This window comes from Brevibacterium sp. LAARM2_SD2 (assembly GCF_057364785.1).
Window position 1 is genome coordinate 85,843 of sequence record NZ_JBNFOM010000010.1, and the last position, 14,727, is coordinate 100,569.

The 14,727-nt window shown below is 69.1% G+C and carries 12 protein-coding genes; 4 read left to right on the forward strand and 8 right to left on the reverse strand.

Going from position 1 to position 14,727, the window contains the following annotated elements:
- Positions 1-73: 73 nt before the first annotated feature.
- Together AC2W7K_RS08475 and AC2W7K_RS08480 are read right to left on the reverse strand one after the other, a co-directional pair.
- Positions 74-1,588 (reverse strand): sensor histidine kinase, encoded by a 1,515-nt coding sequence (locus AC2W7K_RS08475; protein ID WP_198498412.1) that lies wholly within the window; start codon positions 1,586-1,588, stop codon positions 74-76.
- A gap of 103 nt (positions 1,589-1,691) precedes the next feature.
- Entirely contained in the window at positions 1,692-6,575 is a 4,884-nt protein-coding gene (locus AC2W7K_RS08480; protein ID WP_198498411.1) for an NAD-glutamate dehydrogenase, read from the reverse strand.
- Positions 6,576-6,718: 143 nt separating this feature from the next.
- Here AC2W7K_RS08480 and AC2W7K_RS08485 point away from each other — a divergent pair, with 143 nt between their 5' ends.
- Positions 6,719-7,183, forward strand: coding sequence for a DUF2505 domain-containing protein (locus AC2W7K_RS08485; RefSeq protein ID WP_198498410.1), 465 nt, complete (start codon positions 6,719-6,721; stop codon positions 7,181-7,183).
- Between the two features lie 12 nt (positions 7,184-7,195).
- Here the strand turns inward: AC2W7K_RS08485 and AC2W7K_RS08490 are convergent, their stop codons facing one another.
- The 4 genes from AC2W7K_RS08490 to AC2W7K_RS08505 form a co-directional block, all read right to left on the reverse strand.
- Complete coding sequence (locus AC2W7K_RS08490) at positions 7,196-7,654, reverse strand: DUF6912 family protein (protein WP_198498409.1); 459 nt, start codon at positions 7,652-7,654, stop codon at positions 7,196-7,198.
- 67 nt (positions 7,655-7,721) lie between these two features.
- Positions 7,722-8,972 carry a CpaE/TadZ family protein gene (locus AC2W7K_RS08495; protein WP_198498408.1) on the reverse strand — a complete coding sequence of 417 codons (1,251 nt, stop codon included), beginning with the start codon at positions 8,970-8,972 and terminating at the stop codon, positions 7,722-7,724.
- A gap of 5 nt (positions 8,973-8,977) precedes the next feature.
- Positions 8,978-9,343 (reverse strand): hypothetical protein, encoded by a 366-nt coding sequence (locus AC2W7K_RS08500; protein ID WP_486006000.1) that lies wholly within the window; start codon positions 9,341-9,343, stop codon positions 8,978-8,980.
- The gene (locus AC2W7K_RS08505; RefSeq protein ID WP_486006001.1) at positions 9,295-9,606 is read right to left on the reverse strand and encodes a hypothetical protein; all 312 of its coding nucleotides are present in this window, start codon (positions 9,604-9,606) and stop codon (positions 9,295-9,297) included. The genes AC2W7K_RS08500 and AC2W7K_RS08505 overlap by 49 nt, the downstream gene beginning before the upstream one ends.
- Before the next feature lie 164 nt (positions 9,607-9,770).
- Between AC2W7K_RS08505 and AC2W7K_RS08510 the strand changes: the two genes are divergently transcribed.
- Positions 9,771-9,992 carry a helix-turn-helix domain-containing protein gene (locus tag AC2W7K_RS08510; protein WP_137824735.1) on the forward strand — a complete coding sequence of 74 codons (222 nt, stop codon included), beginning with the start codon at positions 9,771-9,773 and terminating at the stop codon, positions 9,990-9,992.
- Positions 9,993-10,008: 16 nt separating this feature from the next.
- Here AC2W7K_RS08510 and AC2W7K_RS08515 read toward each other — a convergent pair whose 3' ends face one another.
- Positions 10,009-10,524, reverse strand: coding sequence for a hypothetical protein (locus AC2W7K_RS08515; protein WP_198498406.1), 516 nt, complete (start codon positions 10,522-10,524; stop codon positions 10,009-10,011).
- Between the two features lie 138 nt (positions 10,525-10,662).
- On the opposite strand from AC2W7K_RS08515, the gene AC2W7K_RS08520 reads away from it, so the two are divergent.
- Entirely contained in the window at positions 10,663-11,514 is an 852-nt protein-coding gene (locus AC2W7K_RS08520; protein ID WP_198498405.1) for a LysM peptidoglycan-binding domain-containing protein, read from the forward strand.
- Entirely contained in the window at positions 11,511-11,969 is a 459-nt protein-coding gene (locus AC2W7K_RS08525; protein WP_198498404.1) for an Rv3235 family protein, read from the forward strand. The genes AC2W7K_RS08520 and AC2W7K_RS08525 overlap by 4 nt, the downstream gene beginning before the upstream one ends.
- 6 nt (positions 11,970-11,975) lie before the next feature.
- Here the strand turns inward: AC2W7K_RS08525 and secA are convergent, their stop codons facing one another.
- Complete coding sequence (gene secA, locus AC2W7K_RS08530; RefSeq protein ID WP_198498403.1) at positions 11,976-14,672, reverse strand: preprotein translocase subunit SecA; 2,697 nt, start codon at positions 14,670-14,672, stop codon at positions 11,976-11,978.
- Between the last annotated feature and the right edge of the window lie 55 nt (positions 14,673-14,727).

The window sequence follows — 14,727 nt, forward strand, 5'->3', positions numbered from 1 at the left end:
ACGCGTAGGGTATGGCGCTCCGCGTAGGGATGCGCACCCAGCAGCAGCCGGCGCGGGGCACCGAGGCGGACCGTCAGTCGTAGGAGTCGGGGCGGAGCGGGACGTCGAGGATCGCCTCGGTGCCCCCGCCCTCACGCTCCCGCCACTGGATCGACCCGGCGAGATCCGCCGAGACGAGGGTGCGCACGATCTGCGTGCCCAGGCCGTTGCCCGGGCTTTGCTGGTCGCCCAGCCCCACGCCGTCGTCGGCGATCGTGACGTGGAGGTGGTCGCCGTCGCGATCGGGCACGACCCACACATGACCGGTGAGCGTCTCCCCCGGCGCCAGCCCCTCCTGCTCCTCGAGCGGGAAGCCGTGCTCGATCGCGTTCGTGATGAGCTCGGTGATCGCCAGCGCCAGGGACGTCGCGTCGGCAGACGAGATCGTTCCGAAGCTGCCCTGGCGCTGCAGGGAGATCTGGACGAGCGGACTCGTCAGCTCCGGAGTCAGCCGCAGGCCCTTGTCGACGACCTCGTCGAAGTCGACCTCGGACTCGACTCCCTGACTGAGCACATCGTGGACGACGGCGATGATCGACACCCGCCGCATCGCCTCCGACAGCGCCGCCTTCGCCGCGGGATTGTCGATGCGGCGCGTCTGCAGGCGCAGCAGAGCGGACACCGTCTGGAGATTGTTCTTCACCCGGTGGTGCATCTCCTTGATCATCGCGTCGCGCGAGAGCAGCTCCCGCTTGCGCCGCCGGATCTCCGAGACGTCCCTGGCCAGCACGATCGCCCCGGTACGCTCACCGTCGTCGGTGAGCGGAATCGCGCGCAGGGAGACACTCGTGCGGCCCACCTCGAGTTCGGTCCGCCACGGCGCGCGTCCGGTGAGCACGAGCGGCAGGGTCTCATCGACCTGCCGCAGCTCGGTGCTCAGGCTCGACACCACCTCGGAGAGATAGGAGCCTTCGATCTCCCCGCCGTGACCGAGGCGATTCATCAGCGACACGGCGTTCGGGGAGGCGTACTGCACCCGGGAGTCACGGTCGAGGACGAAGATGCCGTCACCGACCCGCGGCTCGCCGTGGCGCACTCCGCTCGGCGCCTCCCGATCGGGGAACGCGCCCTGGGCGATCATCGTCAGCAGCGCCTTCGCCGCGTCCCGGTAGTGCTTCTCGAGCCGCGAGGTCCCGCGCCGGCGCATCTCCTCGGAGTACCTGACCATGACGGCGAGCGTCTCACCACGGCGGACGAGCGGCACCGCCTCGGCGCTCACCTCGGTCTCCTCGGTGCCCGCGTTGACGCCGAGGTCCTTGGCCGGGGCCACCTCGGTGACGATGGTCCGGGTCTCCACCGCCGCCTCGAGGAGCTCGCGTTCGAGCCCGGTCGCCCGCGCGCCGAGGAGGTCCCGATTGAACAGCGTCGCCCCCGTCGTCGGCCTCGCGTGCGCGACGACCGTGAACGCCCCGCTCGCCGACGGCACCCAGAGGACGAGGTCGGCGAACGAGAGATCGGCGATGAGCTGCCAGTCCCCGACGAGGAGGTGAAGGTATTCGGCATCCGTCTCATCGGTGATGCCTTCGGCTGCCAGTTGTTCGTTGAGCACGGGTCCCTCTTCCGGGTGGGGAGTCTTCAGCGGGCCCGAAGGTCGTCTTCGAGCCCGCTGAGATCGACGCTATCACCGATGTCGCTCGGCCAGGCGGTGCGGATCAGGCGCTGTGCTCGGACTCCCAGGCCGAGGACCGCACGACACCGCGCATCATGCGCAGCAGCACCGACAGCGGAGCCTGTGTGACGGTGTCGAGGGCGATGACCGTCTCGATCGTCTCGAGCACCCGCGCGGCGACCGTCTCGTTGCGCTCGAGCCATTCGGTCAGCCGCTGCTTGGCGCGCTCGTCCGGAGTCCCGGAGATCGGCGAATCCGTGGCGGCGATGACGGAACCGGCGACCGAGAGGATCGCGGAGTAGAAGTCATCGCGCAGGGAGCCGCGGGCCAGTGCCGACCAGCGATCGGACCGGTCGAGGTCGCCGATGAGGGCGAGCACCTGCGACCCGGAGAACTTGTCGTTGACGGCGTAGTAGACCTCGGCGACGTCCTCGGCGGATTCGTTGGTGCGCGCCGCGAGCTGGGTGATGTCGAGGAGGGCGAACTCGTCGAGCAGCGCCGCCGCCCGCCATGCGAGCTCCTCGGGGACCCCGTCGTCGATGTACTCCTGCGCCTTGGCGGCCATCGCCTCGGCGTCGAAGCCGTCGACGAGGGCGGGCACGCGCTCGCGCAGAGCGGCGACGACCTTCCCGTAGAGCTCGATGCCCGAATCGACGTCGAGGGTGTCCGGGGCCTGCTGGACGAGCCAGCGCGAGGACCGGTCGAGCAGGCGCACGTAGTCGTGCTGGAGCTTGACCTGGACCTCCGTGGGCACCTTGTTGTCAAGTGCGGTGACCGCGTCGAAGAAGTCATCGAGGCCGAAGATCTCGGAGACGACGACGAAGACGCGGGCGATCTGCGGCACCGAGGCCGGGGTCTCCTCGAGCATCCGGTAGACGTAGGTGAGCCCACCGCGGTCGACCATCCGGTTGACGAGCTTCGCAGTGGCGATCTCCCGGTGCAGCGGGTGCTCGGCGATGTAGTCGCCGTACTGTTCGCGCAGGGCGTCCGGGAAGTAACCGGCGAGCTCCCGCTTCATCCACGGCTCATCGGGCACGACGCTGTCGAGGATCTCGTCGACGGCGTGCATCTTCGCGTACGCGAGGAGCACCGCGAGCTCCGGGGAGACGTACGAGCTGAACTCGCGCTTGGCCAGTTCCTCGGCGTTCGGCAGGAACTCGACGTGGCGGTCGAGGTCGGCGTGCTTCTCGAGGTAGGCGAGCATCCGGCCGTAGGTGCCCGACATCGCCTCGGTCTGCGAGCGCGCCTCGCCGAGGACGACGTTCTGCGCGTAGTTGTTCGCCAGCACCCGGTCGGCGACGTCGTCGGTGAAGGAGAGCAGCACCTTCTCCCGATCCTCTGCCGCGAACGCCCCCTTGTGGAGCAGGGTGCGCAGGAGGAGCTTGATGTTGACCTCGTGGTCGGAGCTGTCGACGCCGGCGGAGTTGTCGACGGCGTCGGTGTTGATCGCGACCCCGCTCAGTGCCGCTTCGACGCGTCCCAGCTGGGTGACGCCGAGGTTGCCGCCCTCCCCGATGACCCGTGCCCTGACGTCGTCGCCGTCGATCCGGATCGCATCGTTGGCCTTGTCTCCGACGTCGGCGTGGCTCTCCCCGGAGGACTTGATGTACGTGCCGATGCCGCCGTTGTAGAGGAGGTCGACGGGCGCGGCGAGGATCTCCGACATCAGCTCGGCGGGACTGCGCCGGCCGGGATCGACGCCGAGGGCCGCAGCGGCCTCCGGGCTGAGATCGATCGACTTCGCCGACCGCGGGAAGACGCCCCCGCCCTGCGAGATGAGGTCCCGGTCGTAGTCCTGCCACGACGAGCGCGGCAGGTCGAAGAGGCGCTGCCGCTCGGTGAAGCTCGTCGCCGCATCCGGGTTGGGGTCGAGGAAGATGTCGCGGTGGTCGAAGGCGGCGACGAGGCGGATGTGCTCGCTGCGGAGCATGCCGTTGCCGAAGACGTCGCCGCTCATGTCGCCGATGCCGACGACGGTGAAGTCCTCTTCGGCGGTGTTGAGGCCGAGCTCGCGGAAGTGGCGTTCGACGGACTTCCACGCACCGCGGGAGGTGATCGCCATCTTCTTGTGGTCGTAGCCGACCGAGCCGCCGGAGGCGAAGGCGTCACCGAGCCAGAATCCGCGGCGCTCGGAGATCGCGTTCGCGACGTCGGAGAAGCGCGCGGTGCCCTTGTCGGCGGCGACGACGAGGTAGTAGTCGTCGCCGTCGTGGCGGACGACGCGGTCGGGATGGACGACCTTCTGGCTGCCGTCCTCGGCGTAGACGAGGTTGTCGGCGACCTCGAGGAGGCTTTCGATGAAGACCTCGTAGGCGGCCTGACCGGCGGCCATCCACGCATCCCTGTCGCTCATCGGCGGCAGCTGCTTGGGGAAGAATCCGCCCTTGGCGCCGGTGGGCACGATGAGCGCGTTCTTGACCATCTGCGCCTTGACGAGGCCGAGGACCTCGGTGCGGAAGTCGTCACGGCGATCCGACCAGCGCAGGCCGCCGCGGGCGACGGTGCCGAAGCGCAGGTGGACGCCCTCGACCTGCGGGGAGTACACCCACATCTCGAGCGCCGGCCGGGGCTTGGGCACGAAGCTGAGCTCGGTGGGGCGGATCTTCAGGGCCAGTGCCGTCGGCAGTTCGCCGTCGGGGTTGATGAAGTAGTTCGTCCGCAGGGTTGCGCGCAGCAGTTCGAGCGAGGAGCGCAGCACGCGGTCGGCGTCGAGGCTGGCGACGTCGCCGAGGGCGGTCTCGATCCGCTCGTCGATCGCCGCGGTGGCGGCCTCGCGCCCGGCGTCGTCGGCCGCGGGGTCGAACTTCGCGAAGAAGTAGTCGACGAGGAGGCGGGAGATCTCCGGGTTGTCGCTGTAGACCTCCCCGACGTAGGCGTCGGAGTAGGTGAACCCGGCCTGGCGCAGGTACTTCCCGAGCGCCCGGATGATCGTCACCTGCCGCCAGTCGAGACCGGAGACGACGAGGCGGTCGAAGACGCCTGCCTCCTTGCGGCCGTCCCAGCCGGCGATGAACGCGTCGGCGATCCGCACGCTCGCCGCCTCGTCGAGGTCGGTGTCGAAGCGGACGCCGAAGTCGTAGATGTAACGGTGCGTGCCGTCGGCGAGGTCGAGTTCGTAGGGACGCTCGTCGAGCACCGTGGCACCGAACGCGGTGAGGTACGGCAGCACTTCGGAGAGGCCGACCCGACCGTCGCGGTAGAGGGCGAGCCGCGTCGGCGCATCGTCGGCGTCCTCCGGGGTGTAGAGGCGCACGGCCGATCCCTCACCGGTGCTCAGCGCTTCGAAGCGCTCGACATCGGCGACGGCGTCGGCGGGCGTGTGGTACTCGCCGTACCCGGGAGGGAACGCCTTCGACCACAGGTCGGCGCGTTCGATGGCGCGTCCGCTGTCGCCGCGCTCGGTCGGGGCGAGGAAGGCGTGGACGTCCTCGTTCCACGAGCGCACGGCGGCGACGATGCGCTTCTCGACGACCGCCGGATCGATCTCCGGCAGCTCCGCGTCGCGGGCGACCCGGGCGACGAAGTGGATGCGGGCCAGCGCGGACTCGGTGAGGAGGACGTCGAAGTCGACGCTCTCGGCGTTGTAGAACTCGCGCAGCACATCCTGGACGCGCTGGCGGGCCGCGGTGTCGTAGAGGTCGCGGGGCAGGTAGAGGATGACGGAGACGTAGCGCTGGTAGGGGTCCTCGCGGACGAACACCCGCGACTGGCGGCGCTCCTGCATGTCGACGATCTGCATGACGACGTCGAAGATCGACTGGGTGTCATCGTGCATGAGGTCATCGCGCGGATACGTCTCGAGGATGCCGAGGAGCTCGTTGGCCGAGTGGGATCCGGCGGGGAATCCGCTCGAGGCGAGGATCTTGCGCACCTTGCGGTTGATCACCGGGATGCTCAGCACGCTGTCGTTGTAGAACTCGGGCTTGAAGACGCCGACGAAGCGTCGCTCGCCGACGATCTCGCCGTTCTCGTCGAAGGTCTTCACCCCGATGTAGTCCATGAACGAGCCGCGGATGACCCGGGACCGTGAGTTCGCCTTCGTGAGGACGAGCACGTGGGGTTCGGCCGCCTTCGCGGCCACGGCGTTCGACAGCGGCGACTTCGCGAGCGGGCGCAGCGCGGAGATGCCCAGCGAGGTGTGCTCGATCGGTTCGAGACTGCTCGACTCGGCGTCGTGGGAGTAGTCGTACTCGCGGTAGCCGAGGAACGTGAAATGACCGTCGAGCCAGGTCAGCAGCTCGGCGGCGGCTTCCGCCTCGGAGGCGAGCTCGGGGCGGGGCGGACGCGCCTGGAGCTCACCGGCGATCTCCTTGGCCTTCGCCGACATCGCGTCGGCATCGCGCGCGGCGGCCGCGACGTAGTCGAGGACGCTGCGCAGCTGCTTCTCGAGCGCCTCGTGGTCCTCCGGCGGCACCCGGTCGACCTCGATGCGGATCCACGACTGCTGGTCGGGGGCGTCACCGGTCGGCTCCGCGGCCTCGGTGACCACAGGAATGCCCGCGGTGTCGGCGGACACGGCGGGCGCTTCGGCGGGAGAGAGGACGGTGAGGTCGGAGCCGTGCCCCTCGACGGCGAGGATGGGATGGTGGACGAGGCGGATGGCCCGCCCGCTCGTCGCGAGATCGGAGACGATCGAGGACACGAGGTGAGGCATGTCGGGCAGGACCATCGCGATGACGGTGTGGTTGTCGAGGTACTCCGGGGAGTCGACCGACGGGTTGTAGATGCGCAGAACCGGAGCGGTGCCGTCATACTCGAGGCCGAGAGCGTAGTGGGTGGCCGCCGCTGCGGCGAGACCTTCGGCGCCCGCCTCGGCGGTGCCCGGTTCGAATCGGGGATAGTACGCTTCGATGAAATTCTCCGGAGCGGCCTGCCCCTTCTGCTTCCTCCACTCTCCAGCAATGTCCGAATATGAGACCTGAGACACCTTTACACCTCTACGATCAGCGCACAAATAATGTTGTCGGCTCGACTCCGAACCGCCATCCCCCACACTATGCTCAATCGGCGAGAAAGGCACGCCGGTCAGCCTGCCGCGGCACGGCGTCGAAGGGCTGGCAGACTGAGGGCATGAGAACACTGACACTCAGCCATGACTATGCGATCGGACTCACCGATTTCCTCGCCCTGCTCGCCGATGCCGCGACGTGGGAGAAGCTCGGCTCTGCGGCGACGACTCAGCGGGTCGATCCCGACACCGAGGTGACCGTGCGCACCGCTGTGCCGGCCAGTGAGCTGCCGGCGACCCTGGCCTCGCGCCTGCCCTCGGGTGCCGAGCTCGTCGAGGTCTACATGGTTCCCGGGGACGTCATCGGCGATCGCGCCGAGGTCCGGATGACCGCCCACGCCGCCGGGGTGCCCGTCGAGATCGATTCCCTCCTCACCCTCGTCTCCGAGGGCAGCGGAACGGCGGCCACGGTGCGCTCTGAGATCAGCTCCTCGGTGCCGATGTTCGGGTCGATGATCGAGCAGGCGCTCGTGCCCATCCTCGAGACCCAACTGCGCGAGCGACTCGACCGGCTCGCCGCCGTCTGAGCCGGAGTCCGCTCAGGTGCGATCGCGCAGCAGGTCGCCCAGCTCGGTCCGGTCGTACCAGAGGAGATCGGAATCGCCGAGGCGGTCGCCGGCCGCCTCGATGCCCTGTGCCATGGCCAGCTCGAGCGCCGCGTCCCATTCGGCGGCTTCGTCGAGGTGGACGCTGACGATGCGGTCCTCGTCGACTCGGGTGAGGGTGAGCGCGTCGAATCCCGGAGCGAGCGGCTCCCGGTCGCTCGTCGCCGGCGCATCGTAGGCGACGACGGCCCGCGGGGACGCCGACTCCGCGCCGGAGCTCAGCGCCTCGTCGGCGGCGAGGGCCGCAGCGATGCTCATCGCCGTGAACTCGGCCTCGTCGAGGTCCTCACCGCGGAGCTGGGCGGCAGCGGCGTCCGGGGCGACCGCGGTCGCGGTCTGCAGTCCGGCGGCGAGGGCGGCGAGAGTGGTCGGGATGTAGCAGCGAACAGCCATGCCTCCATCCTAGGGTCAAGCGCGCCCATTGCACCGGAGTCGCTCACCGGAGGGCGACCAGCGGGGCTCAGAGTGACCGGAGCCGGGCCGCGACTCCGCGAATGCTCCCACTCCGGGCGCTGCCGGACCGGTGCCGAATCCGCCGGCGCGTGGGGAGGAGCCCGGCGGCGACCTCGGCGAACTGGCGGCTGAGCGCCGACTTCGGACTGACCTCTGCCACGGTGCGCCCCGACAGCAGCGCCGCGTCGACGGTCGCCCGATCGTCGCTGAAGACGAAGTCGGGTTCGCGTCCGGCGAAGCGTCCGAGCGCCTCCCTGATCCGCGTCTCCGCCGGGTGCCCGACCGCCGAGGCCCTCACCTTCGTGATCCCGATCCGCAGGGTCTCGCGCATCTGCTCGCAGCGTTCGGTGCCGAGGAGCCGCACGAGCTTCTGCAGGCCGATGGGATCGCCGGTCGCGAGCACGACGACATCGTCGGCCGCGTCGAGGGCCGCCCGGGTCGCGCAGTGTCGATCGTAGAAGGGATCGGCGAAGTCGTCGTCGGGATCGAGGCGGTCGGAGACGTCGACGACGACGAGATCGTAGAGTCCCGCGAGGTCGCGCAGCGCCGAGCGGAGCACGGCTCCCCGCACCTCCGGCCACCGTTCGGGCCGGGTCAGCCCGGTGATGACGTGGAAGTCGTCGCGGATCGCCGCGTGCGGCACCCCGCTGATGTCGGTGGGCGGGGACTTCTCCGCCTCGAGCCGGCACAGGCTCGCCAGGTGCGAGGACTCCTCCGTCAGGCCGAGCGTCGTGGCGACCATCGCCCCCACCGTGTCGGCATCGACGACGACGGTGCGATGTCCGAGACGGGAGGACTGATCGCCGAGGTTGACGGCGGTGAGCGTGCGCCCCGGGGACGACCCGGTCCCCCACACCGTGATGATCCGCCCGGCCGGTGCGGTGCGTCCCGGCGGGGACGCCGGGCGGGGCGGCACGACGGCGCTGCGGGTGACGTCGTCGAGGGCGCGGGCGACCCGGAGGGCATCGGCGGTGGCGGGCACCGCCGTCGTGATGCCGAGGCGTGCCAGGGCGGCCTCATCGGCCCCGACGCCGAGCACCTTCGTCCCGGTGGCGAGCACGGCCGCGATGACGTCGGCGTCGAGGCCGGGGAAGTACTCTCCGACGATCGCTATGTCGGCGCTGCCGGTCCGGCACAGGGCGAGGAGTTCGACGTCGTCGGCGGGACGGGCGACGACGTCGACGTCGTCGAGGTCGCTGAGCAGTTCGAAGAGGATGAGGTCGTACTCGAAGTCGACGGCGAGGAGCACCTGGGGCATCGCGATCAGCTCCCGCCGGGGGCGCCGACGACGGAGAGGACGCTGCGGCCGTCGAGGGCGGACAGCACCCCGGACAGCGCGGTGGCCGGGACGAAGACTTCGATCCGGGCCCCGTCGCCGACCCCGAAGCTGCCGACGTCACGGGTGATGTGGGCGACCGGGGCGCCGCTGACGATCTGCTCAGGGTCGCCGGCCTCGTCGTCGAGTCCCGTCGACTCCGGTTGGGCCCACACATCGACGAGGCTGCCCCGGTCGACGACCGAGGGCACCGATCCGGGAACGTCGATCGCGACGATCCGGCCCTCGAGTTCGGCCATCGGGGTCACCGCCGAGGCGGGCACGAGCTCCCCTTCGGCGATGACGGAGCGCACGCTCGAGTCCTGCGGCAGCGGCGTGTCGGCGGAGAGGTACTTGTCCCCGACGTCGGCGAGGTTGACCTCGGCGAGACGAGGTCGTCGGGCCCGAGTGCCTGACCGGGGACGAGGGATGCCGCGCTGGCCCAGACCCGGGTCGTCGCCGTGGCGGCGCTGACGAGGAGATAGGTGGCGACGATGGCCGCGATGACGAGGACGGCGCCGACGAGCAGCCTGGCGTCGGTCCAGCGGGGCGGGCGGAAACGTCTCGAGAGCTCCATTGCATCTCCGATTCGGGGGATTTTCCCATGACAGGAATTGCCGGTGAGTGATAGTATCGAGTATCAAATGGGGTCAAAGCAATGATTTCAGGCAAAACTGTTGTCGCTTGAGGCCCTGTCATCGCTGGGAACAATGCCGTCGCTTGGAATTGGGGAGAACCGTCATGGTCGTCGAAAACCGCTTCCTGCCACTCACCGACGTGGCCGAACTGCTCAATGTCTCGATCGCTCAGGCGCGCGCCCTCGTGCGCACCGGCGACCTGCGCGCCATCAAGGTCGGCGGCCGCGGGCAGTGGCGCGTCGAGAAGGCCGAGATCGAGGCGTACATCCAGCGGATGTACGAGCGCACCGAGCACGAGATCAAGGCCGGCCTCCTCGACGACTGATCTCCCGCGCCGCCCCTCACGCAAAGGGATTCACCCGCGCCTGCACTGCGGCGATCCGCGAGAGCGGGATGATCCGACCCGCGATCTCGACGTAGTCGGCGGCGACCATGTCGGTGCGCCCGCGGATCGTCCTGCCCGTCGCCCGCAGCTCGATGACGATCTCCTCATGCCAGGCGGCCAGACGCCGCAGCGCCGACCCCATCCCGAGCCTCTCCAGCGGACCCGCCCCGTGGTCGTGCCGGCGGGATCCGGTCCGCAGCTCGTAGAGACAGGCCAGTGACACGATCGTCACCTCCGTCCCGGCGATGACGCAGATCCCGGCACCGAGGAAGACCGCTGTCCCCGTGATCTCCCGACTCTCGGTCGTCACCCTGACCTCCTCCCCGAGGCTGCCGCGCAGGCGCTCGAGGAGAGTCCGCTCCGCGGCCTGCATCGCGAGCTCATCGGAGAACTCGCCGCGTCGGGCATGACGCTCGCGCCATGTGTGCATGGCTTCGAGGTCATCGAGGAAGGCGTCGATCCGCTCGTCCATATCGTGAAGCTTGCCCGAGTCCCGCGATGTCCGCAAGAGACCGAGCTAACTACAGTGTCGTAGTTCGATGAATCCTATTGACATCAAATACAGTCAAACTGCATGATTGCTGAACATTCACACTTAAGGATGTTCACAATGTATCTTATCGGGCTCTGTGCCATCTCCTGGCTGTCTCTGCTCGGCGGCTTCGCCTCTCTGTGGGTGGCCCTCACCCAACCGTGGACGGTCAGCGACCTCGTCGTCCTCACGCTCGCCGGCGCGGCCGTCCTCGCGTTCGCCCGCCTCGGCCTCACGGCCCTCCTCGCGCTCGTCACCGCCGTGCTGCCGACCGGTCGTCTGCGGACCCGGCTCAGTGCGGCAGCGGTGCGGCTGGCGCCCCGGATGCTCGCGTCGAGCGTGCTCACCGCCGTCGCCATCGGCTGCGCGGCCCAGAGCGCCCTCGCCGTCGGTGGCGGCTCCGGCCCGAGCCTCGAGGTCAATGCCGGTCCGAGCCTCGCCGGCAACGCCGGTCCGAGCCCCGCCGCAGTTCCGAGGGTTGCGAGCGTCACCGACAGTTCGGGTGTCGACAGCAGACCCGTGACCGCCTCGGACCTGCCCGACCCCGGATGGCCGACGACTCCCGGTGCGCCGCTCGACCCCGGATGGCCGACCACCGACCCTGCCGATCCTCCGGCGAGCCCGGATCCGCCGAACAGCACTGATCCGCCCGACGGTGCGTCCGACACCGCGAATGACCCGGACGGCGAGACGCCCGACACCGACACCCGCGACCCCGACGCCCCTGCCGCGCCCGGCCCGGACTCCTCCACACCGACGGTGCACATCGTCAGCCGTGGGGAGAGCCTGTGGTCGATCGCCTCCGAGCTCACCGATTCCGATGACGCGCGCGGGACGCTCGTGGCCGCCATCCACTCGGCCAACCGCGACGTCATCGGCGCCGACCCCGATCTCATCATGCCCGGACAGCGATTGGAGATCCCCTCATGAGCGCACCCCTCGTCCTCACGCGCCCGGCCCGCACGACTGCCCCGGCCACGCGGCTGACCCGCAGCGCCCCTGGCGCCTCTCCCCCGCGGCCGGTGCCGCCGGACGATGACGGCGAACGGATCGCCGCGACGGCGACGTCTCTGGCCATCGCGTGCCTCGAGATCTTCTCCGGGGTGCGTCGCAGCGACACGATCGCCCGCTGGGTCGACCAGGAGCTGCTCGAGAAGATCGATCGGCGCGCTCAGCTGCGAGCGGAGATCGCCCCGACGAGACCGGTCCGCGACCATGCGGCCGAACGCACGCTGACCGCCGGGCGCTCCCGCGTGTGCCGCGTCGCCGAGACCGTCGCCGAGGTCACGGTCATGGTCCGCACGCCCGCGCGCTACCGGGCCGTGGCGATCCGCCTCGAACTGCTGACGAACCGCTGGACGATGACGGCGCTGCAGACCATGTGAGACCCGTCAGCGCTTCGCCTTCTTCTTCGCCCGGCGCTGGGCGCGGTTGGCCGGAGCCGGGTCGTCCGCGCTGTCGGCGTCGTCCTCGGTCACCGAGGTGCCGCCGTCCTCCGACGGAGCCGAGAGCTGCATCTTCGGGGTGGTGTGGCGCAGCTCTGCCGCGTCGACCTCGACCTCCGAGTCGTCACCGGATTCGCCCTGCGGTCGGTTGACGGTGACCTCGAGGGTGTCGGTGAGGCGCACGACGTCCTCCTTGATCCCGTCCTGCATCGTCGTGAACATCTCGAAGCCCTCGCGCTGGTACTCCACGAGGGGGTCGCGCTGGGCCATCGCGCGCAGGCCGATGCCGTTCTTGAGGTAGTCCATCTCGTAGAGGTGCTCGCGCCAGCGCTTGTCGATGACGGAGAGGACGACACGGCGCTCGAGCTCACGGGTCGCCTCCTCACCGAGATCCTCCTCGCGCTGGGCGTAGAAGACGTCGATGTCGGACTGGATCTCCGCGTTGAGGCGGTTCTTCGTGAGGTTGCTCAGCCCGCCAACCTCCTCGGCGAGGTCCTCCTCCGTGATCGAGGGGGTGTAGATCTTGCCGAGCGCCTCGAAGAGCTCGTCGACCTTCCACTCCTCGACCGGGCCGGTCGTCGCGGCCTGGACGTACGCGTCGATGACCTGTTCGCGGAAGCTCGCGACCTGATCGGCGAGGTCCTCGCCGTCGAGGACCTTGCGGCGCTCGTCGTAGATGACGGTGCGCTGGCGGTTGAGGACGTCGTCGTACTTGAGCACGTTCTTGCGCTGCTCGGCGTTGCGCTGCTCGATCTGCGTCTGCGCCGAGAGGATCGCCCGGGTGACCATCTTCGACTCGAGCGGGACGTCGTCGGGCACATTGGCCGTGGCCATGATCCGCTCGGCGGCACCGGAGCCGAAGAGGCGCATGAGGTCGTCGGTGAGCGAGAGGTAGAAGCGGCTCTCCCCCGGGTCGCCCTGACGCCCCGAGCGTCCGCGCAGCTGGTTGTCGATGCGTCGGGACTCGTGGCGTTCGGTGCCGAGGACGTAGAGACCGCCGAGTTCGATGACCTCCTCGGCCTCCGACTCGACCTTCGCCTCCGCCTCGGCGAGGACGTCCTGCCACTGCTTCTCGTACTCCTCGGCGTCCTCGACGGGGTCGAGTCCGCGCTTCTCCATCTCGGCGACGGCGATGAACTCGGCGTTGCCGCCGAGCATGATGTCGGTGCCGCGGCCGGCCATGTTCGTCGCCACGGTGACCGCGCCCTTCCGTCCGGCGAGAGCGACGATCGCCGCCTCACGGGCGTGGTTCTTCGCGTTGAGCACCTCGTGGCGGACACCGCGCTTGGCGAGGTGCTTCGAGAGGTATTCGCTCTTCTCGACGCTCGTCGTGCCGACGAGGACCGGCTGACCGGTCTCGTGGCGCTCGACGATGTCGTCGACGACGGCATCGAACTTCGCGATCTCGTTCTTGTAGACGAAGTCGGACTGGTCGACGCGCTGCATCGGCTTGTTCGTCGGGATCGGCACGACGCCGAGCTTGTACGTCGACATGAACTCGGCAGCCTCGGTCTCGGCCGTGCCGGTCATGCCCGAGAGCTTGTCGTAGAGGCGGAAGTAGTTCTGCAGGGTGATCGTCGCCAGCGTCTGGTTCTCCGCCTGGACCTTGACGTTCTCCTTCGCCTCGATGGCCTGGTGGAGGCCCTCGTTGTAGCGACGGCCCTTGAGGACGCGACCGGTGTGCTCGTCGACGATGAGCACCTCGCCGTCGAGGAGGACGTAGTCCTTGTCCTTCTTGAACAGCTCCTTCGCGCGGATCGCGTTGTTGAGGAAGCTGATGAGCGGGGTGTTCTCCGCGTCGTAGAGGTTGCCGATGCCGAGGTAGTCCTCGACGCGTTCGATGCCGGGTTCGAGCACGCCGACGGTGCGCTTCTTCTCGTCGACCTCGTAGTCGCGGTCGGCCTTGAGTCGTTTGACGACCTTCGCGAACTCCTCGTACCAGCGGTTCGCGTCGCCTTCGGCGGGACCGGAGATGATGAGCGGGGTGCGGGCCTCGTCGATGAGGATCGAGTCGACCTCGTCGACGATCGCGAACGAGTGCCCGCGCTGGACGAGCTCCTCGGCCGTCCACGCCATGTTGTCGCGGAGGTAGTCGAAGCCGAACTCGTTGTTCGTCCCGTAGGTGATGTCGGCGGCGTACTGCTTGCGGCGCTCGTCCGAGGGCATGTTCGCCTGGATGCAGCCGGTCTCCATGCCGAGGAAGCGGAAGACGCGGCCCATGAGCTCGGACTGATAGGTCGCGAGGTAGTCGTTGACGGTGATGACGTGGACGCCGTTGCCGGTCAGCGCGTTGAGGTACGCCGGCGCGGTGGCCACGAGCGTCTTGCCCTCACCGGTCTTCATCTCCGCGATGTTGCCGAGGTGCAGGGCGGCCCCGCCCATGAGCTGGACGTCGAAGTGGCGCATGCCCAGCGTCCGTCCGGAGGCCTCGCGCACCGCGGCGAAGGCTTCGGGCAGCAGCGAATCGAGCGACTCGCCGTCGGCGACGCGCTTCTTGAACCGGTCGGTCTCCTCGCGCAGCTCGGCGTCGGACATCTCGCTGAACTCATCGGACAGCTGATTGATGGCGTCGGTGTACCGGCGGAGCTTCTTCAGCGTCCGGCCCTCACCGGTGCGCAGAAGCTTCTCGAGGATGTTAGCCACTTCTCTCCTATTCGGCGCGGGGCGCCTGACGACAACTCGAATGACTGTATAGGCC